Consider the following 22,054-nt stretch of genomic DNA (forward strand, 5'->3'; position numbering starts at 1 on the left):
TTGGGGCTTACACACTTTTTTGGGACAGTATCGACTTGTCCGACCCGTCCGACTTGTCCGACTTGTCCGATAAGTCACCCCATCCGACAAGGCAAAAAAAGAGAGAGGTGAGTGTCGGTGGACACTTACCTCTCTCCTGTGAGTTACACTTAGCTTGTTGCTTGATTACTCTGCAGCCTCGCTCTTACTCTCTTCTGACTCCTGTGCTTGGGTCTCTGGAGCATCGGCACTCTTCTTGCGGCTACGACGGGTACGACGGGTCTTACCTGCAGTTGAAGACTTCTTATCCTGCTTAACGCGGTCTTCATTGAAGTCAACGAACTCGATCAAACACATCATAGCATCATCTCCCTGACGACGACCAATCTTGAGGATACGAAGGTAACCTCCTGGGCGATCGCCAACCTTCTCGCTGATAGGGCCAAATAGCTCTACTACGGAATTGCGATTCTGCAGCTTTTGGAATACTATACGACGTGCGTGCACACTCTCGCCATTCTTTATCGCGGTGGTGATGAGTGGCTCTGCATACACCTTGAGTGCCTTAGCTTTGGCTAGGGTCGTGATGATTCTCTTGTGCTCAATAAGGGAGTTAGCCATATTGGAGAGCATCGCCTGACGGTGAGAAGCTGTACGACCGAGCGGATTGAATTTCTTATTATGTCTCATTATATAATTTTACTCGTTGTCTAGTTTGTACTTCGAAAGGTCCATTCCAAAGGTGAGCCCAAGGTTATCGAGCAATTCATCTACCTCGTTGAGAGACTTCTTACCGAAGTTTCTGAACTTGAGGAGCTCGCTACGACTGTACTTGACGAGGTCACCAAGGGTGAGCACGCCTGCAGCACGTAGGCAATTGAATGCTCTCACTGATAGCTCTACATCCTCTAGCCTATTCTTGAGAAGCTGACGAGTCATTAGGGTATTCTCGTCAAAGTCTTCCTCCTCTTGCTCAGACTCAAGGTCTACTGAGAAATACTCATCGCTGAATAGCTCTAGGTGCTGAATCAGCAGATGAGCAGCATTCTTCAGTGCCTCTTTTGGATGAATGGAGCCATCGGTATCAATCTCAATCAAAAGCTTATCGTAATCGGTCTTCTGACCCACACGTGTATTCTCTACAGCAATCTTTACGTTGAGAATAGGTGTATAGATAGCATCAATAGCAATCTGTAATGGGTCGTCGAAGCTCTCTGCAATATCCGAAGCTGGGATCCAGCCACGACCTTGATCAATGGTCAATTGGATACTGAAGGAAGCTGACTTATCTAACCGACAAATAAGCTGATCCTTATTGAGGACCTCAAAGCTCTTAAGTCCCTCTGAAATCTCTTTCCCTGTAAAGGTATCGCTGCTCTTACCATTGACTTTGATAACAGCAGTCTCGCCAACTTCTCCTGGGGTCACCTGCTTGAGGCGAATCTTCTTGAGGTTCAGGATGATGTTGGTGACGTCCTCTATGACACCTGGTATGGTTGCAAACTCATGCTCTACCCCATCAATCTTGATGCTATTGATGGCAAAGCCCTCAGGGCTGGAGAGCAAAATACGTCGAAGAGCATTACCTATAGTCATGCCATAGCCTGGCTCAAGTGGCTTAAACTCGAACTTGCCATGTGTAGCAGTACCCTCGAGCATAAGCACGTTTTCTGGTTTTTGGAATGCGATTAAAGCCATATCTCTTCTCTAATATTAAAGGTGAAAATGGGACATCATTACTTGGAGTAGAGCTCGACGATGAGCTGCTCCTTGATGGTCTCAGGGATATCAGCACGCTCTGGAATGTGGAGGAAGCGACCAGTCATAGAAGCTCCATCCCACTCGAGCCATGGGTACTGATTGTGTGCAAGTACCTGAACTGCTTCAGATACAATAGCTAGCGACTTGGAGCGCTCGCGGATGCCAATAGTCTGACCCTCAGAAACAGTATATGAAGGGATATCAACTACCTGACCATCTACTACGATGTGTCCATGATTAACAAGCTGACGAGCAGCGTTGCGCGAACGAGCTAGACCTAGACGGAAAACGACATTGTCGAGACGACGCTCTAGAAGCTGAATCAACACCTCACCACGCACACCAGGCATACGAGAAGCACGCTCGTAGAGGTTGCGGAACTGGCGCTCTAGTACGCCATAGGTGTATTTAGCCTTCTGTTTTTCGCGCAGCTGCAACCCATACTCTGAAGTCTTGCTACGGCGAGAATTGCCGTGCTGACCAGCTGGGTAAGTTTTCTTCGATTTGGCATTGCCAAAGATTGGCTCTCCAAACTTGCGATTAATCCTGGCTTTTGGACCTGTATATCTTGCCATTATAAATAGTAATAAAAATAATTAGTAACCATGAAACTAGCTCTGCACAGCTGCGTCGGAAGGTGCAGAAGTGCAACCAATCCATTAGTATGAATGCAGAGAAGCCTCATTCTAATATATAATCTCTCTTGCGTACGACAAAGTGTCGTTGAAACAAGGGAAGTGAAGCAAGCCAATTAAGGCTTACGACGCTTTGGAGGGCGACATCCATTGTGTGGAAGTGGCGTCACATCTACAATCTCCATCACCTCAATACCTGCTCCGTGGATAGTGCGGATAGCACTCTCACGGCCATTACCTGGACCCTTTACATATACGGTCACTTTCCTCAAACCGGCATCATAGGCCACCTTAGCACAGTCTTCTGCTGCCATCTGTGCTGCGTAGGGAGTGTTCTTCTTCGAACTACGGAACCCCATCTTTCCAGCACTAGATTGGGAGATTGCTTGCCCTTGGTTATTGGTAAGGGTAATGATAATGTTATTGAAGGAAGAGTGGATATGTGCCTGTCCAATAGGATCCACCTGTACTTTTCTCTTCTTAGTAGCAGTTTTCTTAGCCATGTTTTCTTCCTAGTCTTACTTAGTAGCTTTCTTCTTATTCGCAACGGTCTTTCTACGTCCTTTGCGAGTACGAGCGTTGTTTTTAGTTGACTGTCCACGTAAGGGCAGACCAATACGGTGACGGATACCACGATAGCAGCCGACATCCATAAGGCGCTTGATATTAAGCTGTGTCTCACTACGGAGATCACCCTCTACCTTATAATTATTCGAGATGATCTCACGAATAGCGGCAGCTTGGTCGTCTGTCCAGTCTTGCACTTTAATGTTTGGGTCTACTCCTGCTTTATCAAGAATAGTAGCAGCAGCACTTCTCCCGATACCATAAATATAGGTAAGGGCGATAGCTCCACGCTTATTCTGGGGCAGGTCGACACCAACAATTCTTATTGCCATATAATACTATAGTTGTTAGTTAAGTGTAACTCTCTTAGTCAATTGACCCGATAAAGATCACACGCCTACACTATCCATCTACACCCTCGAAGGGGTGAGGGGGATTAGTTTTGACGCTGCTTCATCTTGGGGTTCTTCTTGTTAATGATATAAAGACGACCCTTGCGACGGACAATCTTATCATCGGGGGTACGCTTCTTCAAAGATGTTCTAACCTTCATAATCTCTATTTCTTTTGATACCCACTAGTGGCTCACATGCCTCGCACGGGTAGTGTTGTGTGTATAAACTTGAAATAATATGGTCTTCAACCTTGCACAGTTTTACTTGTAGCGGTAAGAGATACGCCCTTTGGATAGATCGTAAGGCGACATTTCTACCTTTACACGGTCTCCAGGAAGAATACGAATATAGTGCATCCGCATCTTACCAGATATATGAGCGGTAATCTGGTGGCCATTGTCGAGCTCCACCTTAAACATAGCGTTGGACAATGCCTCTAGAATTACTCCATCTTGCTCTATTGCTGGTTGTTTAGCCATAAATAAATACCTTTCTTTTAGTGATTAATCAATATCAATATCTTACAGTGCTTAGAATGGAAGGCCACCAAGAGCTTCTTTGATAAATTCGAAGCTACTCATAATCTTGGCCTTGCCATCTACAATAGCGATGCAATGCTCAAAGTGAGCAGAGGGTTTACGGTCCTTGGTGCGGGTAGTCCAACCATCGTCATAAATGACTACGTTTTTACTCCCTAGATTGATCATCGGCTCTATGCAAATGCAAAGCCCTTCTTCAATCTTAGCTCCTGTACCACGCCGGCCATAATTAGGGACATTAGGAGCCTCGTGCATTGAGTGACCAATGCCATGACCAGTGAACTCCCTAACTACAGAGTAGCCACGCTTCTCGCAGTAGGTCTGGACTGCATTGCCGATATCACCGATACGCTTTCCCACTACAGCGGCTTCGATGCCTACATAGAGAGAATCATGGGTAGTACGCAAAAGGCCCTTGACCTCGTCTGAGACTTCTCCTACGGGAAAGGTGAAAGCACTATCCCCTACAAATCCATCTAAGATTGTACCACAATCCACACTGATGATATCCCCCTCTTTGAGCACCGCTGTCTCGGAGGGAATACCATGTACCACATATTCATTGATAGAGGTACAGAGAGAAGCAGGGAAACCAGAATATCCTAAGAAAGCTGGTTTCGCACCATGGTCGCAGATAAATTCGTAAGCTATCTTATCCAACTCCTTAGTGGTCACCCCTGGCTTAATATGCTTTGCTAGCTCGCCATGTGTCATACCTACCAATTGATTGGCACGATAGAGTTTTTCGATCTCCTCTGCTGTCTTTAGGTAAATCTTTCTTCTCTCAAACATATCAGTCCTTATCGCAATTGTTTAAGATATTAATACAGATTTCCCGAGCGACCCTTGATACGTCCTGTCTCAAGTAGTCCATCATAGTGATGCTGTAGTAGGTGACTCTCCACTTGCTGGAGCGTATCCAATACCACACCTACAAGAATGATCAGTGAGGTACCGCCAAAGAATGAACTAAACTGCGCTGAGACGCCAAAGAGACGTGCAAAAGCAGGCAGGATAGCCACAATAGCTAGGAACAACGCGCCTGGAAGAGTAATCTTACTCATCACACTATCCAAGAACTCCTTGGTTGGTTTACCTGGTTTCACACCTGGAATAAATCCATTGGAGCGCTTCAACTCATCAGCCATCTGTGATGGATTGATGGTAACCGCAGTGTAGAAATAGGTAAAGAGGATGATCAGAATAGCGAAAGTGAAATTGTACCAGAAGCTCTGACCCGTAGCAAAGCCTTGCCAAAAAGTAGACTTAGAGGTCATTGCTGGGAACAACGTCACAGGGATAAACATGATAGCCTGAGCAAAGATGATCGGCATCACATTCGCAGCATTCACTTTGAGAGGGATATACTGGCGTGCTCCACCATACATACGGTTACCTACCGTACGCTTGGCATACTGTACTGGCACACGGCGAGTACCCTGAACGAGCATAATCGCACCTGCAATCACCACTAGTAGGATTAAGATCTCGAGGAGGAATAGGAAGATACCACCTGGATTATTAAACCTTAGCACGAACTCCTGAGTAATTGCCATTGGGAAACGAGCTAAAATACCTACAAGGATGATAAAAGAAACTCCATTACCAATACCCTTATCAGTAATACGCTCACCTAGCCAAAGTGCAAACATAGAGCCGGCTGCCATGAAGATGGTGCTTGAAAAGCTAAACCAGAAGCCAGTAGGCATTGAACTACCTGCAGCCATCAGCTGGTGGTTGAGGTTGATCAGATAAACTGGACCCTGAACCAATAGAATGGCGATGGTGAGATAGCGTGTCCACTGATTGATCTTACGGCGACCACTTTCACCTTCTCTCTGCATTTTTTGGATACTAGGCACTACGATAGCCATCAGCTGCATCACAATGGAAGCAGAGATATATGGCATAATACCAAGTGCCATCACCGAAGCGTTACTGAAGGCACCACCTGAAAACATATCAAGAAGTGCCATCACACCACCTCGGGTCTGATCCTTGAGTGCTACTAGGCCAGATGGATCAATCCCTGGCAATACGATATGGGTACCTAGACGATAGATGATAATCAGCCACACCGTAGTGATAATACGCTGTTTGAGATCTTCTATCTTCCAGATATTCCGGAGTGTCTGAACAAATTTCATCGGTACTCTTCTCTATATTTACAGTAACACCAGTTCTGCACCTGCCTTCTCCATTGCCTCTTTGGCACTCTTGGAGGCAGCGTGAACTGTCACTTTCACCTTAGTGGTAAGCTCGCCCATACCGAGTAGCTTAACCTTGTCGTCTTTGTGCACAAGACCTGCAGCTACTAGCTCTGCTTGTCCGATCTCAGTAATACCCTTCTGGGCAAGTACCTCGATAGCACCAAGATTGACAGGAGTATACTCTACTCTATTGGGATTGCGGAATCCAAACTTTGGCAAACGACGCTGAAGTGGCATCTGACCACCCTCAAAGCCAAACTTTGCCTTGTAGCCTGAGCGGCTCTTTGCTCCCTTGTGACCTCTTGTAGAAGTGCCACCCATGCCGCTACCGGGACCGCGACCAATCCTTCTGCGACTTTTTGTAGCCCCATTTGCGGGCTTCAAATTTGATAGGTTCATATCTAATATATATCTTTAATTAGTTGGGTGCTTCTCCCTAAAAGGAGAATCACGCACTAGATTAATCCTTAATTTCCTCAACTAGGTGGTGTACCTTCTTGATATTTCCGAGTACAGCCTCATTTCTAGGAAGCTCAACCACCCTATTAAGTTTCTTAAGTCCAAGAGCATCAAGAGCTGCCTTTTGATCCTTTGGACAACGAATGCGACTTCGCACTTGCTTAATCTTTATAGTCTCCATATTACTATATGTGTACTCTTACTTATCCCTTAAATACTTTCTCTACCGAGATACCACGTATCTTAGCCACCTCGAGTGGATCACGCATCTCACTTAGTGCTTCAATGGTAGCCTTAACAAGGTTATGAGGGTTACTCGACCCCTTGCTCTTTGCTAGCACATCGGTCACTCCAACGCTCTCCAATACGGCACGCATTGCACCACCAGCTACTACTCCAGTACCCTCTGATGCAGGCTTTAGCATCACACGTGCACCGCCAAACTTAGCTGACTGCTCGTGAGGTATAGTCCCTTTGTGTACAGGCACCTTGATAAGGTTTTTCTTGGCGGCCTCTGTAGCCTTCTGAATAGCCACACTCACTTCGCCTGCCTTACCTAGGCCATAGCCGATAATTCCATTTTCATCACCTACCACTACCATAGCAGCAAGTGTAAAGGTACGACCACCCTTTGTCACCTTGGTCACACGGTTAATCGCCACCAATCTCTCCTTTAGTTCGAGACCACTTACAGAGTTAATTCTCTTCATATCTTTACTGTACTTATGGTTGTGTTAGAACTTCAATCCTGCTTTCCTAGCACCCTCTGCCAGCTCCTTGACACGTCCGTGGTAGAGGTAGCCATTACGATCAAAAACGACCGTCTCGATACCTGCTTCTACAGCCTTCTTACCCAAAGCCTCGCCCACCTTCTCGGCCAGCTCCTTCTTTGGTAGCTTATCCTCTAGCATCTTAGAGTCGAATGCTACGAGAGTCTTTCCCTCCACATCGTCAATTACCTGTGCATAGATCTGCTTATTACTTCTAAATACAGTCAGCCTAGGTCTCTCAGCAGTACCGTGTAGGTTTTTACGCACACGTGCCTTGATCTTTAATCTTCTTTCCTTCTTAGTTATCATAGATTACGAATATCCAAAAGTGTGATTACTTAGCTGCTGCAGTCTTACCAGACTTCCTACGGATGTACTCACCGACAAACTTGATACCCTTACCCTTATATGGCTCTGGCTTACGGAATGTACGGATCTTAGCACAAACTTGACCAAGCAGTTGCTTATCGGCCGAAGAAAGTGTTACGAGTGGAGCCTTATTACGCTCCATCTTGGTCTCCACCTTGATCTCTGGTGGCAGTAGCAGGAAGATAGGGTGAGAGTAGCCTACTGATAGCTCAAGTAGCTGTCCCTCATTAGAAGCTCTAAATCCTACACCAATCAACTCAAGTGTCTTAGTATATCCCTCGGATACACCCACCACCATGTTGTGTACTAGCGAGCGATAAAGTCCGTGCAACGCACTCTCCTCCTTAGTACCATTGGTAGTTGAGAAGTGTAGCACATTCTCCTCTTCCTTGATTTTGATACGTGGATCAACTTTCTGAGAAAGCTCTCCCTTAGGGCCCTTTACTACCACTACATTATCCTTAATAGTGACAGTGACACCGTTAGGGATAGAAATGGGCAAATTTCCAATTCTTGACATAACTTTGTTCCTTTCCTATTAAGATTAATAAATATAGCAGAGCACTTCACCACCGATCTTACGGTCTGCAGCCTCCTTATTGGTCATCACACCTTGGCTAGTAGATAGGATAGCGATACCAAGCCCATTAAGGACTCTAGGCATATCCTGATAGCCTACATAACGACGAAGTCCTGGACGCGATACACGCTCCAGTTTCTTGATTGCATTTTTCTTAGATACTACATCGTACTTAAGAGCAATCTTGATAGTTCCTTGAGGGCCACTCTCATCAAACATGTAATTGAGAATATACCCCTTCTCAAAAAGGATCTTTGTCATCTCCTTTTTGATGTTACTCGCTGGGATTTCCACCACTCTATGCTTTGCCATAATAGCATTGCGCAAGCGAGTTAAATAGTCAGATATTGGATCTGTCATAAAAATAAGTTGTTGAAATTAATCTGAAAATAGAGTGAACCAACACAGCTACCTCAGACAATATTTACATACACTTTTTCACTCTCTTGTGGTATTGCTGTACGTCATAAACTTTTAAGCACCACCACATACCATCAAATTGATGCGAAATAACGCATCAGCTCTGCTCAATCAGAACCGATAGCGATACATCTCTCAACTCTTTGATAGGCACAAAGGTACAAATATCTAGCGATATCTCCAAATAACACTCAATCGCCAGCTCTTCACCCGCTCGTTACGGGAAGATGGCAATCAGTATTAGTGTTGCTAAAATAAGTAGAAGACCCTGCACTGTGATGTTCAAAAATAACTACGCCCGAGTACTTATCAAGACTCAGCGTAGTTATTTTGCACAGCACTTACCCTCCAACACTTGGCAGGTAATCTATGGGTCTCTCTATACTCATTGATAGTTACCAGCTGGCCTTCTTCACCCCTGGGATAAGCCCCTTTGATGCCATCTCGCGAAACTGAATTCTTGAGATTCCAAAAAGTCTCATATATCCCTTTGGTCTACCAGTGATATTGCAGCGGTTGTGAAGTCGCACAGGGCTAGCATTTTTAGGTAGCTTCTGGAGACCTTCGTAGTCGCCCTCAGCCTTTAGCTTAGCACGCTTCTCAGCATACTTCTCCACTAGCTTAGCTCTTTTGCGCTCACGCGCCTTCATTGATTCTTTTGCCATATTGCTCTCTATCCTTCCTTAGTTTTCTTTCTTCTTGAAAGGGATTCCAAACTCCTTTAGGAGTGCAAATCCCTCCTCGTCCGTCTTGGCAGAAGTGACAAAGGTGATATTCATACCCATAATCTTGGTAACACTATCAAGATTAATCTCAGGGAAAATAATTTGCTCTGTCACACCTAGGGTATAGTTACCTCTACCATCTAGGCGGCTCTCTACACCCTTGAAGTCACGAATACGAGGTAGTGCGATACGGATCAGCCTCTCCAGGAACTCATACATCTTCTCTCTCCTCAGCGTTACCATCACACCGATAGGCATACCCTTACGGAGCTTAAAATTAGAGATATCCTTTTTGGAGTAGGTCACTACTGGTTTTTGACCAGTGATCAAGGCTAGCTCACCTTGAGCTATCTCGATCAGCTTCTTATCGCCCGTTGCAGCACCTAGACCTTGATTTACCACGATTTTGGTAAGGGAAGGCACCTGCATCACACTACTGTAGCCAAATTGCTTCATCAGCAGTGGCACAATACGCTCATTATAGTCCTTTTTCAAATTATCTGTAGCCATCTCTCTTTCAGCTATTAGCATTTATTACTTCAGTAGCTCACCAGACTTTTTGGCATAGCGCTCAAGCTTACCATCGTCATTTCTACGACGTCCCACACGAGTAGGAGCCCCAGTCTTAGGATCTACGGGGTTGAGGTTGGAGATATGAATAGATGCCTCTTTGTGCACCATACCACCTTGAGGGTGCTGAGCACTTGGCTTAGTCCTCTTAGTGATCATATTTCGTCCCTCTACGATAGCTCGGTTCTTCTTGGTATCCACCTTCAAAACTCGGCCAGTCTTACCCTTGTCATCACCCGCATTAATAAATACGGTATCGCCCTTCTTTATATGAAATTTTGCCATTGTCTTTCCTTTCTATATTAAAGCACCTCAGGTGCAAGTGAGACAACCTTCATATTCACGGCACGTATCTCACGTGCTACAGGACCAAAGATACGGGTAGCACGGATATCACCAGCAGCATTTAGGAGTACACACGCATTCTCATCGAAACGGATGTACGATCCATCTGGACGTCGGATCTCCTTTTTGGTCCTTACGATCAATGCCTTCGATACTGCCCCCTTCTTCACATCACTACCAGGGATTGCACTCTTTACAGACACCACGATCACATCACCGATCGAAGCATATCTGCGACGAGTACCACCTAGCACGCGAATACAGAGCACCTCTTTAGCACCGCTATTATCAGCTACAGCTAGTCTAGACTCTTGTTGTATCATAATAGATTACTCTACAAATCTGCAATATTATTACTTCGCTCTCTCTACGATCTGGATCACTCTCCAGCGCTTGGTACGGCTTAGTGGTCGAGTCTCCATAATCCTAACGGTGTCCCCTTCGTTGCACTCGTTATTCTCGTCGTGTGCGTGGAATTTCTTGGTCTTATTCACAAACTTTCCGTAGATAGGGTGTTTCTCCTTCCACTTCACAGCTACTGTGACAGACTTATCCATCTTATTACTAGAGACGACGCCTTGTCTTACCTTCCTTAAACTTCTCTTTTCCATCTCTTAGAGCGACTCTTAATCGTTAATACTTCCTTGCTCAACGCTCTTCTCGTTGAGGACGGTACGGAGACGTGCTACCAACTTTCGCTGGTCATTGAGCGATGAAGGCTTATCGAGAGGGGTTACTCTATGCTGGAGCTGCATCCTCTGATACCTTACAGTCTCTGTCTCGATTCTCTCTTTTAGCTCCTGTACCGTGAGGTCTCTTAGTTCATTACTCTTCATACCTAATTACTTATATACAGTACAGAAATTAAAATTCATAGTCACGGCGAACCACAAACTTTGTGGTCACTGGGAGCTTTTGAGCAGCGAGGCGAAGTGCCTCTTTTGCTACCTCATAGCTCACACCCTCTACCTCAAATAGCATACGTCCAGGAGTTACAGGAGCTACGAAGCCCTCAGGGTTACCTTTACCCTTACCCATACGCACCTCTGCTGGCTTAGCAGTGATAGGCTTATCAGGGAAAATACGTACCCACACCTGACCTTGACGTTGCATATATCTAGTCACAGCGATACGTGCCGCCTCTATTTGGCGACCAGTAATCCAGCAAGTCTGTAGCGACTTGATGCCGAAAGAGCCAAACGCAAGCTGATTACCACGCTGGGCATCACCCTTCATACGACCCTTTTGCTGCCTTCTGAACTTGGTCTTTTTTGGTTGTAACATATCTTATGTCTTATCTTCAATTTTATACTTCCTTAGCGTGCAGTAGCTTAGCGCTCATTACGTCCGCCACGATTGCCTCTACGGCGACCACCACGGCCACCACGACCACCATCGCGACGTGGGCGATTGTCACGCTGCTGTGTGAAGTCAGGAGCAAGGTCACGCTTACCGTATACCTCACCGTGGCAGATCCACACTTTTACACCGATGGCACCCACCTTGGTACGTGCCTCCTCAAGAGCATAGTCGATATCTGCACGGAGTGTGTGGAGTGGAGTACGTCCCTCCTTAAACATCTCGCTACGTGCCATCTCAGCTCCATTGAGCCTACCGCTTAGCTGAATCTTAATTCCCTCAGCACCTGAGCGCATAGCATTACCAATGGCCTGCTTTACTGCTCTACGATAGTTCATACGGCCTTCTAGCTGGCGTGCGATATTCTCAGCCACGATCTTGGCGTCTACGTCAGGCCTACGGATCTCAAAAATATTGATCTGCACCTCCTTGTCAGTAAAGCGCTTGAGCTCCTCACGTAGCTTATCCACCTCAGAGCCACCACGGCCGATGATATGGCCTGGGCGTGCTGAGCAGATAGTGATTGTGACTAGTTTGAGTGTACGCTCAATGACTACCCTAGATACACTTGCACGAGAGAGGCGAGCCTCGATATAGGTGCGAAGCTTATAATCCTCTAGGAGAGTGTCGGCGAGATCACTTTTCTTGCCGAACCAATTAGAGTCCCAGCCCCTAATGATTCCTAAGCGATTGCTTATTGGATTTGTCTTTTGTCCCATCTACAAATTATTTGCTTAGAATGTGCTTAAATCTCTTCCGCATTGGGAAGTGTATCTACATAAATCGTCAAGTGGTTGCTTCTCTTACGGATTCTACAACCTCTACCTTGAGCTCTTGGACGGAGGCGCTTTAGCGTCATGCTCTCATCCACATAAATCTTGGAGATATATAGTTCTCCTTCGTCTGCCTGACGGCCATTCTTTTGTTCCCAATTAGAGATGGCGCTACGTAGTAGCTTCTCCATTGGTGTAGCCGCCTGCTTGCTTGAAAATCTAAGTACGCCAAGAGCTTTATTCACCTCCATACCACGTACCATATCCGCTACCAAACGCATCTTACGTGGAGAGGAAGGGATATTGACAAGCCTAGCAAAGTACTGAGTACTGCGTGCCTCTTTGCGTTGCTCAGCGGCTAGCTTCTTCCTTTTACCCATATTAGTTACTATCTAATTTTATTTAATGTCCCGTGGTGGGGTTACTTTCTATTACCACTGTGTCCACGGAAGGTACGAGTAGGTGCAAATTCACCTAGCTTGTGTCCTACCATATTCTCAGTTATAAACACTGGGATAAACTTATTCCCATTGTGTACAGCTATTGTATGCCCTACGAAGTCGGGTGAAATCATTGATGCACGGCTCCATGTCTTGATGACACTTTTCTTGCCACTCTCATTCATCTCAAGTACTCGCTTCTCTAGCTTAAGCTCGATGTAGGGTCCTTTTTTTAGTGAACGACTCATATCTTTATTAGTACATTAAGTTGGTTCAATACTTACCTAAAGCGATTACTTACGCTTCTTCTTACGACCCTCAATGATATACTTAGAGGAGTGCTTCTTAGGTGCACGAGTCTTCAGACCCTTAGCATACAGACCAGTACGGCTACGTGGGTGACCACCCGACGCACGACCTTCACCACCACCCATTGGGTGATCTACTGGGTTCATCGCTACACCACGAACGCGTGGACGGCGACCCATCCAGCGAGTACGTCCAGCCTTACCACTTCTCTCTAGGGCGTGGTCAGAGTTGCCCACACTACCTACAGTAGCTTTACAAGCTGCGAGGATACGGCGTACCTCACCACTAGGCATCTTGATCACCACATAGGTCCCCTCACGAGAGGTGAGCTGAGCAAATGAGCCTGCACTACGCACCATCTTAGCACCTTGGCCAGGACGAAGCTCAATATTGTGGATCACAGTACCTACAGGGATCTTGCCTAGAGGAAGGGCATTACCCACCTCTGGAGCTGCATCCTCTCCGGACAGTACAGTCCTTCCTACCTCTAGCCCATCAGGAGCTAGGATATAAGCCTTCTCACCATCAGCGTAGTAAAGAAGTGCGATACGAGCTGATCTATTTGGATCGTACTCGATAGCTTTTACTGTCGCAGGAATACCATCTTTCCTTCTCTTGAAATCGATGATACGGTACTGCTTCTTGTGACCGCCACCGATATAGCGCATCGTCATCTTACCGGTATTGTTACGCCCACCGGTTTTTTTCTTCGATGCGATTAGAGACTTCTCCGGTGTACTTTTAGTGACTTTATCAAATGCACCGATAATCTTATGTCTTTGCCCAGGCGTAGTGGGCTTTAATTTACGTATTCCCATTTCTTATCAAATGTTACTAAAGAAGTCTATCACTTGACCCTCTTTAAGTGTTACGATTGCCTTTTTGAACGCAGGCTTTTTCCCTACGATAAGACCACCCTTGGTATATCGCTGCATGCGCTTTCCATCATAGTTGATGGTGTTGACGCTTACCACGTCTACGTCGTACATCTTCTCTACAGCCTCCTTGATAGCGGTCTTATTTGCATTACGAGCCACTTTGAAGCCATAGCGATTGGGCATCTGTTCGGTGATGTCCGTCAACTTTTCAGTAATAATAGGTTGTAATAAAATACCTCTCATACTATTTATTTATCTCTCTAAAGTGTCCCGTTACTTCTTTGCTAGTAGGTCAGTCAGCATGGTGAGTGCACTCTCAGTCAATACGAGTTGCTTAGCATCAAGTAGATTGTAAGTGCTCACGTCCTCTGCTTGCATCACATTTACAGTAGGGATATTACGTGCTGATAGTAGGAGGGTATTATCGATCCCACCTAGTAGCACTAGGCTCTTTTGTCCATCAATCTTGAGTGCTTTAAGTACCGATGCAAATTGCTTGGTCTTAGGAGCATCAAAAGAGAAATCCTCTACCACTGTAATCTCATTGGCACTTGCCTTGCGGCTTAGTGCAGAGATACGAGCCAGTTGCTTTACCTTTTTATTTACCTTTTGTTCATAGTCACGTGGACGTGGGCCAAATACTGTACCACCGCCTCTTAGTAGAGGGCTCTTAATACTACCTCTACGTGCTCCACCTGTACCTTTTTGGCGGAAGAGCTTGCGGGTACTGAAGGCCACTTCAGCACGCTCCTTAGTCTTGTGAGTACCTTGTCTCTTATTAGCTAAGTAGCGCTTCACGTCTAGATAAATGACATGATCATTAGGCTCAACTCCAAATACAGAAGCATCTAGAGTTACCTTACGTCCGGTCTCCTGACCGTTGATGTTCAATACATTTAATTCCATATCGCTTAGATATTTACTAATAAGATGGTACCTTTTGCTCCTGGCACACTACCCTTTACCACAAGGGCATTTTGCTCTGGGAGCACTTTAATCACACGTAGGTTCTCAATGGTCACACGGCGGTTACCATCTTGACCTGCCATCCTCATACCCTTCACTACCTTAGAGGGTGTAGCACACGCTCCGATAGATCCAGGTGCTCTGAGCCTATTCTTTTGACCGTGGGTTGTCTGGCCCACACCGCCAAAGTTGTGGCGCTTAACAACACCCTGAAATCCTTTACCCTTAGAGGTACCGATAACATCGACATAAGCGACGTCATTGAAGATTTCGGCATTGATTACATCACCCAACTTGTACTCCTTGTCAAAATTATTGAACTCGGCCAAGTGTCTCTTGGGGGTTACTCCAGCCTTAGCGAAGTGGCCTTGCTCAGCCTTATTGGTGTGCTTCTCCTTTTTATCCTCGAAGCCCAATTGGATTGCCTCATAGCCATCCACCTCACTAGTCTTTACCTGAGTTACCACACAAGGACCTACTTCGATAACAGTGCATGGGATATTCTTCCCCTCGGCACTGAATACGGATGTCATTCCGACTTTTTTTCCTATTAATCCTGGCATTTCAGTCTCAACTTATTGGTTTGGTTTACAATATAACTTTTATCTCTTGTAAGACAGACCTCTCTATAATTAGATATCTGTCTTGATCTCAATCTCCACACCACTTGGGAGTACCAAGCGAGCCAAAGCATCTACTGTATTGGTACCTGCATTGACAATGTCGATGAGGCGCTTGTAGGTAGAAAGCTGGAATTGCTCACGGCTCTTCTTATTCACGAAAGTAGAGCGGTTTACGGTGAAGATACGCTTACGAGTAGGCAATGGAATAGGTCCACGCACAGTCACTCCCGTAGGCTCTACTGCCTTGACAATCTGCTCGGCCGACTTATCAACCAATGTATGGTCGTAAGACTTAATCTTGATTCTAATGACTTGATTCATATGCTTGCAATGATTCTCTTTATTATCTATTACTTAAGGAGCTCTACGTGTCCATCTACCTCCTCTAGTACGGCCTTGGCATTAGAGGTCGACATCTCCTCAAAGTGGCTAAAGGTCATAGTACTTGTCGCACGACCACTCGTAATGGTACGGAGGGCAGTCACATAGCCAAACATCTCAGCAAGTGGGGTCTTGGCCTTTACGATACGGGCACCATTGCGGTGAGTCTCCATACCCTCTACCTGACCACGACGCTTATTGAGGTCACCAATCACATCACCCATGCTCTCCTCAGGGGTTACCACCTCTACCTTCATAATAGGCTCGAGAAGCACTGGATGTGCCTTGGCGCAACCATTCTTAAAGGCTTGGATAGCACACACCTCAAACGAAAGCTGGTCAGAGTCCACTGGGTGGAAAGAGCCGTCAAGCAAGGTCACCTTTAGTCCATCCATAGGATAGCCTGCAAGCACACCATTCTTCATAGCACGCTCAAAACCCTTCTGCACGCTTGGAATATACTCACGTGGAATATTACCACCCTTCACCTCGTCGATAAACTGTAGGTCACCCTCAAAGTCCTTATCCTTAGGCTCTAGGCGTACGATGATATCGGCGAACTTACCGCGACCACCAGTCTGGCGCTTGTACACCTCACGAAGCTCAACAGCCTCAGAGATCGCCTCCTTGTAGCTAACTTGTGGACGGCCTTGATTACACTCTACCTTGAACTCACGCTTCAGACGGTCGATAATAATCTCAAGGTGTAGCTCACCCATACCGCTAATCACGGTTTGGCCAGTCTCCTCATTAGTCTTCACGGTAAAGGTTGGATCCTCCTCAGCCAGCTTAGCCAGCCCGATTCCGAGCTTATCCATATCCTTCTGAGTCTTAGGCTCCACTGCGATACCAATCACTGGATCTGGGAAGTCCATACTCTCAAGTGTAATAGGGTGCTCCTCATCACAAAGGGTATCACCTGTGCGGATATCCTTAAAGCCGACACCGGCTCCGATATCACCCACATTAATAAGCTCCATAGGATTTTGCTTATTTGAGTGCATCTGGAATAGTCGGCTGATACGCTCCTTCTTCTCGCTACGGCTATTATATACGTAGCTACCTGCCTCTAGCTTACCAGAGTAAACACGGAAGAAGCAGAGACGACCTACATAAGGGTCGGTAGCGATCTTAAAGGCAAGCGCACAAAGTGGCTCATCCTCATCTACCTGACGCACAATCACCTTCTCAGGATCACGTGGGTCGGTACCCTCTATTGTAGGAGTATCTAGTGGGCTAGGAAGGTAAGCGCACACACAGTCAAGCAATGGCTGTACACCCTTATTCTTAAATGAAGTACCACAGATCACTGGATTGATCTCCATAGAAATGGTACCCTTACGGATTGCCGCACGAATCTCATCCTCAGTGATAGTGGATGGATCGTCAAAGTACTTCTCCATAAGTGCCTCATCTACCTCAGCAAGGCTCTCCAGCATCTTCTCACGCCACTCCTCGGCATCTGCCTTTACATCCTCAGGGATTTCCATGGTATCATAGTGTGACCCCATTTCCTCATCGTGCCATACAAGAGCCTTCATCGTTACGAGATCCACAACTCCCTTGAAAGTCTCCTCAGCACCGATTGGCACCTGAATTGGCACAGCATGTGCACCAAGCATATCTTTGAGCTGACGTACTACCTCATAGAAGTTAGCACCGCTACGGTCCATCTTATTGACATAAGCGATTCTAGGCACCTTGTACTTATCTGCCTGACGCCATACGGTCTCACTCTGTGGCTGTACACCACTCACTGCACAGAAAGCAGCTACAGTACCATCGAGTACACGTAGTGAGCGCTCCACCTCCACGGTAAAGTCCACGTGTCCGGGAGTGTCAATAAGGTTGATCTTATATTTTTCGTTATGATAGTTCCAGAAAGCAGTGGTTGCAGCACTGGTAATAGTAATACCACGCTCCTGCTCCTGTGCCATCCAGTCCATAGTTGCTGCACCGTCGTGTACCTCACCGATCTTGTGAGTAAGACCAGTATAGAATAGGATACGCTCCGATGTAGTAGTTTTACCGGCATCAATATGCGCCATGATACCGATATTTCTTGTACGCTCTAAATGTGTCTTATTAGCCATCTCTTGTTGTTTCCTTTCTATTCTTTAGAATCTAAAGTGAGCAAATGCACGGTTAGCCTCAGCCATACGGTGCATATCCTCCTTACGCTTAAAGGCACCACCCTGCTGGTTGTAAGCGTCCATGATCTCAGCGGATAGCTTATCAGCCATCGTCTTACCGCCACGCTTGCGAGCGAATAGGATCATATTTTTCATTGAGATAGACTCCTTGCGCTCAGGTCTGATCTCAGTAGGCACCTGGAAGTTGGCACCACCAATTCTACGAGTCTTCACCTCCACCTGTGGAGTGATGTTCTCGAGAGCGGTCTTCCAGATCTCTAGAGGAGTCTTCTCCTCATTAGCCATTTTATTCTTTACGATCTCTAGTGCACCGTAAAAGATCTCAAAGGATAGATTCTTCTTACCATCATACATCATGTGGTTGACGAATCTAGTCACAGCGACATCATTGTACACTGGATCTGGCAATAGTTGCCTCTTCTTTGGCTTCGCTTTTCTCATATTATGCTACAAAAAAAGTATCATTGTCTTGCAGTCCTTACCGTAGTACCAGCCACAGCCATTCCTCTGCTTACTTACTAGTACCGCCTTTGTAAGGCGCCAAGACCAAATCAGTATTTGTTTTGATTGCACTTACGGTCTTCACCGTAAGCTTGAAAATAGACAACCCACACTTCGTTATCTTTCCCCCTTAGTCTTTATCTTAAGACCACTTCTAGGGAGCATCCACCTCACTTGTGAGCTCTCCTCTCTTACGCATCTTCTCCTTTGCCTAGCTAGTCTTCCGACCCACTCCGCCTAGCCATCTTGGCTTGTCTTACCTACACTGTATATAATGTGTAAGCTCAACCTTGGCGACACCCAACCAAAATATTGATCATTGGGCTAGCTCCGGATACTATAGTGACACCCTGCTACACTTAGGTAGCCCTGGCTCTCAGCAGAGATTCCACCGTTTCAGACCGATGGACACCTCGTCACCATCTCATAAAGTCAATGTCTTTTTGTATTCCCTCTTCTTCTCATTTGGCGGTAACACCACTGTGCTACTACGAGGGCTCTCTTTGCACCCAGCTAAAACTAGCTATCGCTTGAATTACTTCTTAGGGCGCTTTACACCATACTTACTACGGCGTTGTGTACGACCATTCACCCCTGCTGTATCTAGTGCACCACGCACGATGTGATAACGCACACCTGGAAGGTCTTTCACACGACCACCACGCACTAGTACGATAGAGTGCTCCTGAAGGTTATGACCCTCACCTGGGATGTAGGAGTTCACCTCCTTACCATTGGTGAGACGCACACGAGCCACCTTACGCATAGCTGAATTAGGCTTCTTAGGCGTAGTAGTGTACACACGTACACACACGCCCCGACGCTGTGGACAGCTATCCAAAGCTGGGCTCTTCCCTTTCTCCTCAATTGTCGCACGTCCCTTACGGACCAATTGTTGAATCGTTGGCATCTTATCCTATCTTATTAAACAAATTATCTACCTCTATAGCAGACTCTCACCCACTATGAGCGAGGTATACCATATCGGTGGGCAAAGGTACGATAAAATTTGATAACTACCAAGTAAATAGCCGATTAAATCTATCCACAGATTGAATTACTAGTGCAATTTACTGATTATTTTCCAATCAATTACCATTCGTCTCCTTCGGGTCGGGCATCTCATCTAGGATAAATATGTACCTCTTAGCAACACCAAAAAACTTCTATGCTAGTAGGGTGAAAGTGGAGATGCAACTAAGCAATCGGCGAGATGCAACTAACCATTTGCCGAGTTGCATCTCGCCGATTGCTTAGTTGCATCTCGGTTAAGGCATTTATATAGCATTGTATTTCAGAAGGTTGCGAAGGGCACTTTTTCAACCCTCTATTAACCAAGTTTTCGGCTCACTTCCAAGAAGGGGATTGAAAATCTTTGTACCTTTGAGATTGACACAAGAGGAGAGGTGTAATTCCTTACTGGTGGTATAGTCCACAACTCCCCGAGTGGGACTGATATGGCGAAATTCCATAACCGACGGTGATAGTCCGGATCGTATTCGAATCAAGATGCCACTGACCTATTTGAGGCTTAGGCTCTATAGTATTGGCCCATCTGCTTTTGTGTACCATAGATCCTCGCAAATTTACAATCTAATATAGTAACACAAAAAAAGAAATGGAACAACCCAACACAATTTCTCCAGCAATTGAGGCACGCATCCATGCGGTTGTAAAAGCTCATAATTGGAGCCTTTGCAGAGGAAAAAAATCAAATAGCAAGGCGATTTTCCAAGCTAGACAAGACGAAAATCAGCAAAAAGTCAATCTAAAACGTCTAAACTAAAATGTGCAACAGTCGCAAAAATTATTTCATACTAATTAAGGTTGTTATAACCTTGATTCTAACATATTCTGCATTTATGATACTGTTCATGTCGATTTTTGACTTACTCTCTATGTCGACATCTGTGAGTTTAATAACCTTCATTATCGAACAGATTATTCCTAATATTTCAGCTGTAATTGCACTTATTTTTCTTGTTAGGTATCTTTGGATTACAGATAAGAACTCTAATCTTTCTGAAAAAAATTCTATTGAAAGGAACAATCACTAATGATGACCACAGACATAAAGACAGCACAGTCGGAGAGCGCAAGCTAATATGGAACGAGGAAAACCGACTGCTGGCAGAGGAGGACAACGTTTTCGTCTCTAGAGACTGTTGCACGAAGGCGATCAAAACCCACGACCTCTTGTGGGTCGGACAACCCTATCTCTAGGTCTGACCCCTCAGCCGGGGTCAAGGGGGTGGTGAATATGCTCTTGCACACAGGTCGTTCGGGGCTAACGCCCCTCCGACCTGTGCCTATTTAAGAGGGACCTCTGCCGAGGTTCTTACTCCATTATCCTCAACAACTTGTATATGATCATTCGCACAACAGTAATGCGTGATCACTGATTTTCGGCTTACGTCCAAACAGGATATTGAAAATCTTTGTACCTTTGAGATTGATTCAAGAGGAGAGGTGTAATTCCTTACCGGTGGTATAGTCCACAACTCCCTAGCGGGACTGATATGGTGAAATTCCATAACCGACGGTGATAGTCCGGATGGTATTCGAATCAAGATGCCGCTGACCTATTTGAGGCTTCGGCTCTACAGTGTTGGCCCATCTGCTTTTGTGTACCATAGATCCTCGTCAATTTATAATCTAATAGTAACACAAAAAGAAATGGAACAAACCAACACAATTTCTCCAGCAATTGAGGCACGCATCCAAGCGGCCGTAAAAGCTCTTAGGGATGGCCGGGGCATCCTCCTCGTAGATGATGAAAATAGGGAGAATGAGGGCGACATCATCTTTTCCACTGAGCGGCTTACGCCACAAAGCATTGCACTGATGATCCGCGAGTGCAGCGGTATCATCTGCCTATGCCTAAAGCCTAAGAAGTGCCAAGAGCTCAACCTGCCTCAGATGGTACAGCACAACACATGCGTCAATAACACCGCTTTCACCATCTCAATAGAGGCGAAGGAGGGGGTGACGACAGGGGTATCGGCAAAAGACCGCTACGTGACGATCACAACGGCAGCTCGAAAAGGGGCAAAGCCTGAAGACTTGGTACACCCAGGGCATGTATTCCCACTTCGTGCAAGGGAGGGTGGCGTACTAGAGCGCCGAGGACACACGGAGGGGAGTATAGATATCGTCTCTATCGCCGGCCTAGGCGAGACAGCGGTGCTCTGTGAACTAACTAATGAGGATGGTACTATGGCACGCCTACCAGAGATCAAGAAGTTTGGCGCAGCGCACAATATGCCGGTACTCACAATCGAAGATATCGTAGCCTACCGCCAGCACCACCAACGCTAAACCAAACGTTTCGTACCAAGTGGAGAATG

General features: G+C 46.0%; 35 protein-coding genes and 1 riboswitch. Of the genes, 2 read left to right on the forward strand and 33 right to left on the reverse strand.

Annotated elements, in window-relative coordinates; all coding sequences use genetic code 11:
• Positions 1–165 precede the first annotated feature (165 nt).
• From rplQ to rpsL, 33 genes are all read right to left on the reverse strand, one after another.
• Positions 166–669, reverse strand: a complete 504-nt coding sequence (rplQ, locus tag HMPREF3027_RS00700; RefSeq protein ID WP_018028993.1) for a 50S ribosomal protein L17 — start codon at positions 667–669, stop codon at positions 166–168.
• A gap of 9 nt (positions 670–678) precedes the next feature.
• Entirely contained in the window at positions 679–1,677 is a 999-nt protein-coding gene (locus HMPREF3027_RS00705; RefSeq protein WP_018028992.1) for a DNA-directed RNA polymerase subunit alpha, read from the reverse strand.
• A 38-nt stretch (positions 1,678–1,715) separates the two neighbouring features.
• Positions 1,716–2,315 carry a 30S ribosomal protein S4 gene (gene rpsD / locus HMPREF3027_RS00710; RefSeq protein ID WP_018028991.1) on the reverse strand — a complete coding sequence of 200 codons (600 nt, stop codon included), beginning with the start codon at positions 2,313–2,315 and terminating at the stop codon, positions 1,716–1,718.
• A 176-nt stretch (positions 2,316–2,491) separates the two neighbouring features.
• Positions 2,492–2,878, reverse strand: coding sequence for a 30S ribosomal protein S11 (rpsK, locus tag HMPREF3027_RS00715; protein ID WP_018028990.1), 387 nt, complete (start codon positions 2,876–2,878; stop codon positions 2,492–2,494).
• 15 nt (positions 2,879–2,893) lie between these two features.
• Positions 2,894–3,274, reverse strand: coding sequence for a 30S ribosomal protein S13 (gene rpsM, locus HMPREF3027_RS00720; RefSeq protein WP_018028989.1), 381 nt, complete (start codon positions 3,272–3,274; stop codon positions 2,894–2,896).
• A 104-nt stretch (positions 3,275–3,378) separates the two neighbouring features.
• Positions 3,379–3,495 carry a 50S ribosomal protein L36 gene (gene rpmJ / locus HMPREF3027_RS00725; protein WP_018028988.1) on the reverse strand — a complete coding sequence of 39 codons (117 nt, stop codon included), beginning with the start codon at positions 3,493–3,495 and terminating at the stop codon, positions 3,379–3,381.
• A 102-nt stretch (positions 3,496–3,597) separates the two neighbouring features.
• A complete protein-coding gene (infA, locus tag HMPREF3027_RS00730; RefSeq protein WP_018028987.1) occupies positions 3,598–3,816 on the reverse strand; it encodes a translation initiation factor IF-1 in 219 nt (72 codons plus the stop codon).
• A gap of 51 nt (positions 3,817–3,867) precedes the next feature.
• Positions 3,868–4,668 carry a type I methionyl aminopeptidase gene (gene map / locus HMPREF3027_RS00735; RefSeq protein ID WP_018028986.1) on the reverse strand — a complete coding sequence of 267 codons (801 nt, stop codon included), beginning with the start codon at positions 4,666–4,668 and terminating at the stop codon, positions 3,868–3,870.
• Between the two features lie 29 nt (positions 4,669–4,697).
• Positions 4,698–6,023 carry a preprotein translocase subunit SecY gene (secY, locus tag HMPREF3027_RS00740; protein ID WP_018028985.1) on the reverse strand — a complete coding sequence of 442 codons (1,326 nt, stop codon included), beginning with the start codon at positions 6,021–6,023 and terminating at the stop codon, positions 4,698–4,700.
• A gap of 18 nt (positions 6,024–6,041) precedes the next feature.
• On the reverse strand, positions 6,042–6,485 hold the full coding sequence (gene rplO / locus HMPREF3027_RS00745; protein WP_018028984.1) for a 50S ribosomal protein L15: 444 nt from the start codon (positions 6,483–6,485) through the stop codon (positions 6,042–6,044).
• 61 nt (positions 6,486–6,546) lie between these two features.
• Positions 6,547–6,726, reverse strand: coding sequence for a 50S ribosomal protein L30 (rpmD, locus tag HMPREF3027_RS00750; protein ID WP_018028983.1), 180 nt, complete (start codon positions 6,724–6,726; stop codon positions 6,547–6,549).
• 22 nt (positions 6,727–6,748) lie between these two features.
• Positions 6,749–7,255, reverse strand: coding sequence for a 30S ribosomal protein S5 (gene rpsE, locus HMPREF3027_RS00755; RefSeq protein ID WP_018028982.1), 507 nt, complete (start codon positions 7,253–7,255; stop codon positions 6,749–6,751).
• Between the two features lie 24 nt (positions 7,256–7,279).
• Entirely contained in the window at positions 7,280–7,624 is a 345-nt protein-coding gene (rplR, locus tag HMPREF3027_RS00760; RefSeq protein ID WP_021903028.1) for a 50S ribosomal protein L18, read from the reverse strand.
• 25 nt (positions 7,625–7,649) lie between these two features.
• Positions 7,650–8,204, reverse strand: a complete 555-nt coding sequence (rplF, locus tag HMPREF3027_RS00765) for a 50S ribosomal protein L6 (protein WP_018028980.1) — start codon at positions 8,202–8,204, stop codon at positions 7,650–7,652.
• Between the two features lie 24 nt (positions 8,205–8,228).
• A complete protein-coding gene (gene rpsH, locus HMPREF3027_RS00770; RefSeq protein ID WP_021903027.1) occupies positions 8,229–8,624 on the reverse strand; it encodes a 30S ribosomal protein S8 in 396 nt (131 codons plus the stop codon).
• Between the two features lie 455 nt (positions 8,625–9,079).
• On the reverse strand, positions 9,080–9,349 hold the full coding sequence (gene rpsN, locus HMPREF3027_RS00775) for a 30S ribosomal protein S14 (protein WP_021903026.1): 270 nt from the start codon (positions 9,347–9,349) through the stop codon (positions 9,080–9,082).
• A gap of 18 nt (positions 9,350–9,367) precedes the next feature.
• The gene (gene rplE / locus HMPREF3027_RS00780) at positions 9,368–9,919 is read right to left on the reverse strand and encodes a 50S ribosomal protein L5 (RefSeq protein ID WP_021903025.1); all 552 of its coding nucleotides are present in this window, start codon (positions 9,917–9,919) and stop codon (positions 9,368–9,370) included.
• A 24-nt stretch (positions 9,920–9,943) separates the two neighbouring features.
• Positions 9,944–10,264, reverse strand: a complete 321-nt coding sequence (rplX, locus tag HMPREF3027_RS00785; RefSeq protein WP_018028976.1) for a 50S ribosomal protein L24 — start codon at positions 10,262–10,264, stop codon at positions 9,944–9,946.
• A 17-nt stretch (positions 10,265–10,281) separates the two neighbouring features.
• On the reverse strand, positions 10,282–10,647 hold the full coding sequence (gene rplN / locus HMPREF3027_RS00790) for a 50S ribosomal protein L14 (RefSeq protein ID WP_018028975.1): 366 nt from the start codon (positions 10,645–10,647) through the stop codon (positions 10,282–10,284).
• Positions 10,648–10,677: 30 nt separating this feature from the next.
• A complete protein-coding gene (gene rpsQ / locus HMPREF3027_RS00795; protein ID WP_018358870.1) occupies positions 10,678–10,935 on the reverse strand; it encodes a 30S ribosomal protein S17 in 258 nt (85 codons plus the stop codon).
• A 15-nt stretch (positions 10,936–10,950) separates the two neighbouring features.
• Positions 10,951–11,160 (reverse strand): 50S ribosomal protein L29, encoded by a 210-nt coding sequence (rpmC, locus tag HMPREF3027_RS00800; protein ID WP_018028973.1) that lies wholly within the window; start codon positions 11,158–11,160, stop codon positions 10,951–10,953.
• Between the two features lie 28 nt (positions 11,161–11,188).
• A complete protein-coding gene (rplP, locus tag HMPREF3027_RS00805) occupies positions 11,189–11,608 on the reverse strand; it encodes a 50S ribosomal protein L16 (protein WP_018028972.1) in 420 nt (139 codons plus the stop codon).
• 47 nt (positions 11,609–11,655) lie between these two features.
• On the reverse strand, positions 11,656–12,402 hold the full coding sequence (gene rpsC / locus HMPREF3027_RS00810) for a 30S ribosomal protein S3 (RefSeq protein WP_018028971.1): 747 nt from the start codon (positions 12,400–12,402) through the stop codon (positions 11,656–11,658).
• A 26-nt stretch (positions 12,403–12,428) separates the two neighbouring features.
• Positions 12,429–12,836 carry a 50S ribosomal protein L22 gene (rplV, locus tag HMPREF3027_RS00815; RefSeq protein WP_018028970.1) on the reverse strand — a complete coding sequence of 136 codons (408 nt, stop codon included), beginning with the start codon at positions 12,834–12,836 and terminating at the stop codon, positions 12,429–12,431.
• 41 nt (positions 12,837–12,877) lie between these two features.
• Positions 12,878–13,144: a 30S ribosomal protein S19 gene (gene rpsS, locus HMPREF3027_RS00820; protein ID WP_018028969.1), complete on the reverse strand. Its 267-nt coding sequence runs from the start codon at positions 13,142–13,144 to the stop codon at positions 12,878–12,880.
• Between the two features lie 45 nt (positions 13,145–13,189).
• Positions 13,190–14,023, reverse strand: a complete 834-nt coding sequence (rplB, locus tag HMPREF3027_RS00825) for a 50S ribosomal protein L2 (protein WP_018028968.1) — start codon at positions 14,021–14,023, stop codon at positions 13,190–13,192.
• A 6-nt stretch (positions 14,024–14,029) separates the two neighbouring features.
• Positions 14,030–14,326: a 50S ribosomal protein L23 gene (rplW, locus tag HMPREF3027_RS00830; protein WP_018028967.1), complete on the reverse strand. Its 297-nt coding sequence runs from the start codon at positions 14,324–14,326 to the stop codon at positions 14,030–14,032.
• A gap of 30 nt (positions 14,327–14,356) precedes the next feature.
• A complete protein-coding gene (rplD, locus tag HMPREF3027_RS00835) occupies positions 14,357–14,989 on the reverse strand; it encodes a 50S ribosomal protein L4 (RefSeq protein ID WP_018028966.1) in 633 nt (210 codons plus the stop codon).
• 5 nt (positions 14,990–14,994) lie between these two features.
• Complete coding sequence (rplC, locus tag HMPREF3027_RS00840; protein ID WP_021903024.1) at positions 14,995–15,612, reverse strand: 50S ribosomal protein L3; 618 nt, start codon at positions 15,610–15,612, stop codon at positions 14,995–14,997.
• A 69-nt stretch (positions 15,613–15,681) separates the two neighbouring features.
• Positions 15,682–15,993, reverse strand: coding sequence for a 30S ribosomal protein S10 (gene rpsJ, locus HMPREF3027_RS00845; protein ID WP_018028964.1), 312 nt, complete (start codon positions 15,991–15,993; stop codon positions 15,682–15,684).
• Positions 15,994–16,022: 29 nt separating this feature from the next.
• Positions 16,023–18,146, reverse strand: coding sequence for an elongation factor G (fusA, locus tag HMPREF3027_RS00850; protein ID WP_070706371.1), 2,124 nt, complete (start codon positions 18,144–18,146; stop codon positions 16,023–16,025).
• Between the two features lie 24 nt (positions 18,147–18,170).
• Positions 18,171–18,647, reverse strand: coding sequence for a 30S ribosomal protein S7 (gene rpsG, locus HMPREF3027_RS00855; protein WP_018028962.1), 477 nt, complete (start codon positions 18,645–18,647; stop codon positions 18,171–18,173).
• 595 nt (positions 18,648–19,242) lie between these two features.
• The gene (gene rpsL, locus HMPREF3027_RS00860; protein WP_018028961.1) at positions 19,243–19,617 is read right to left on the reverse strand and encodes a 30S ribosomal protein S12; all 375 of its coding nucleotides are present in this window, start codon (positions 19,615–19,617) and stop codon (positions 19,243–19,245) included.
• 708 nt (positions 19,618–20,325) lie between these two features.
• Here rpsL and HMPREF3027_RS09560 point away from each other — a divergent pair.
• Both HMPREF3027_RS09560 and ribB read left to right on the forward strand, forming a co-directional pair.
• A complete protein-coding gene (locus HMPREF3027_RS09560; RefSeq protein ID WP_021902506.1) occupies positions 20,326–20,493 on the forward strand; it encodes a hypothetical protein in 168 nt (55 codons plus the stop codon).
• Positions 20,494–21,158: 665 nt separating this feature from the next.
• Positions 21,159–21,278, forward strand: a riboswitch (FMN riboswitch).
• Between the two features lie 105 nt (positions 21,279–21,383).
• Entirely contained in the window at positions 21,384–22,025 is a 642-nt protein-coding gene (gene ribB, locus HMPREF3027_RS00870; protein ID WP_070706373.1) for a 3,4-dihydroxy-2-butanone-4-phosphate synthase, read from the forward strand.
• Positions 22,026–22,054 lie beyond the last annotated feature (29 nt).

Origin of the sequence: Porphyromonas sp. HMSC077F02, assembly GCF_001815465.1 — a bacterium.
GTDB lineage: Bacteria > Bacteroidota > Bacteroidia > Bacteroidales > Porphyromonadaceae > Porphyromonas_A > Porphyromonas_A somerae.

Coding starts and splice junctions, on each gene's coding strand:
- rplQ (WP_018028993.1), bottom strand. CDS start 669: ATGAGACATAATAAGAAATTCAATCCGCTCGGTCGTACAGCTTCTCAC.
- HMPREF3027_RS00705 (WP_018028992.1), bottom strand. CDS start 1,677: ATGGCTTTAATCGCATTCCAAAAACCAGAAAACGTGCTTATGCTCGAG.
- rpsD (WP_018028991.1), bottom strand. CDS start 2,315: ATGGCAAGATATACAGGTCCAAAAGCCAGGATTAATCGCAAGTTTGGA.
- rpsK (WP_018028990.1), bottom strand. CDS start 2,878: ATGGCTAAGAAAACTGCTACTAAGAAGAGAAAAGTACAGGTGGATCCT.
- rpsM (WP_018028989.1), bottom strand. CDS start 3,274: ATGGCAATAAGAATTGTTGGTGTCGACCTGCCCCAGAATAAGCGTGGA.
- rpmJ (WP_018028988.1), bottom strand. CDS start 3,495: ATGAAGGTTAGAACATCTTTGAAGAAGCGTACCCCCGATGATAAGATT.
- infA (WP_018028987.1), bottom strand. CDS start 3,816: ATGGCTAAACAACCAGCAATAGAGCAAGATGGAGTAATTCTAGAGGCA.
- map (WP_018028986.1), bottom strand. CDS start 4,668: ATGTTTGAGAGAAGAAAGATTTACCTAAAGACAGCAGAGGAGATCGAA.
- secY (WP_018028985.1), bottom strand. CDS start 6,023: ATGAAATTTGTTCAGACACTCCGGAATATCTGGAAGATAGAAGATCTC.
- rplO (WP_018028984.1), bottom strand. CDS start 6,485: ATGAACCTATCAAATTTGAAGCCCGCAAATGGGGCTACAAAAAGTCGC.
- rpmD (WP_018028983.1), bottom strand. CDS start 6,726: ATGGAGACTATAAAGATTAAGCAAGTGCGAAGTCGCATTCGTTGTCCA.
- rpsE (WP_018028982.1), bottom strand. CDS start 7,255: ATGAAGAGAATTAACTCTGTAAGTGGTCTCGAACTAAAGGAGAGATTG.
- rplR (WP_021903028.1), bottom strand. CDS start 7,624: ATGATAACTAAGAAGGAAAGAAGATTAAAGATCAAGGCACGTGTGCGT.
- rplF (WP_018028980.1), bottom strand. CDS start 8,204: ATGTCAAGAATTGGAAATTTGCCCATTTCTATCCCTAACGGTGTCACT.
- rpsH (WP_021903027.1), bottom strand. CDS start 8,624: ATGACAGATCCAATATCTGACTATTTAACTCGCTTGCGCAATGCTATT.
- rpsN (WP_021903026.1), bottom strand. CDS start 9,349: ATGGCAAAAGAATCAATGAAGGCGCGTGAGCGCAAAAGAGCTAAGCTA.
- rplE (WP_021903025.1), bottom strand. CDS start 9,919: ATGGCTACAGATAATTTGAAAAAGGACTATAATGAGCGTATTGTGCCA.
- rplX (WP_018028976.1), bottom strand. CDS start 10,264: ATGGCAAAATTTCATATAAAGAAGGGCGATACCGTATTTATTAATGCG.
- rplN (WP_018028975.1), bottom strand. CDS start 10,647: ATGATACAACAAGAGTCTAGACTAGCTGTAGCTGATAATAGCGGTGCT.
- rpsQ (WP_018358870.1), bottom strand. CDS start 10,935: ATGGAAAAGAGAAGTTTAAGGAAGGTAAGACAAGGCGTCGTCTCTAGT.
- rpmC (WP_018028973.1), bottom strand. CDS start 11,160: ATGAAGAGTAATGAACTAAGAGACCTCACGGTACAGGAGCTAAAAGAG.
- rplP (WP_018028972.1), bottom strand. CDS start 11,608: ATGTTACAACCAAAAAAGACCAAGTTCAGAAGGCAGCAAAAGGGTCGT.
- rpsC (WP_018028971.1), bottom strand. CDS start 12,402: ATGGGACAAAAGACAAATCCAATAAGCAATCGCTTAGGAATCATTAGG.
- rplV (WP_018028970.1), bottom strand. CDS start 12,836: ATGGGTAAAAGGAAGAAGCTAGCCGCTGAGCAACGCAAAGAGGCACGC.
- rpsS (WP_018028969.1), bottom strand. CDS start 13,144: ATGAGTCGTTCACTAAAAAAAGGACCCTACATCGAGCTTAAGCTAGAG.
- rplB (WP_018028968.1), bottom strand. CDS start 14,023: ATGGGAATACGTAAATTAAAGCCCACTACGCCTGGGCAAAGACATAAG.
- rplW (WP_018028967.1), bottom strand. CDS start 14,326: ATGAGAGGTATTTTATTACAACCTATTATTACTGAAAAGTTGACGGAC.
- rplD (WP_018028966.1), bottom strand. CDS start 14,989: ATGGAATTAAATGTATTGAACATCAACGGTCAGGAGACCGGACGTAAG.
- rplC (WP_021903024.1), bottom strand. CDS start 15,612: ATGCCAGGATTAATAGGAAAAAAAGTCGGAATGACATCCGTATTCAGT.
- rpsJ (WP_018028964.1), bottom strand. CDS start 15,993: ATGAATCAAGTCATTAGAATCAAGATTAAGTCTTACGACCATACATTG.
- fusA (WP_070706371.1), bottom strand. CDS start 18,146: ATGGCTAATAAGACACATTTAGAGCGTACAAGAAATATCGGTATCATG.
- rpsG (WP_018028962.1), bottom strand. CDS start 18,647: ATGAGAAAAGCGAAGCCAAAGAAGAGGCAACTATTGCCAGATCCAGTG.
- rpsL (WP_018028961.1), bottom strand. CDS start 19,617: ATGCCAACGATTCAACAATTGGTCCGTAAGGGACGTGCGACAATTGAG.
- HMPREF3027_RS09560 (WP_021902506.1), top strand. CDS start 20,326: ATGGAACAACCCAACACAATTTCTCCAGCAATTGAGGCACGCATCCAT.
- ribB (WP_070706373.1), top strand. CDS start 21,384: ATGGAACAAACCAACACAATTTCTCCAGCAATTGAGGCACGCATCCAA.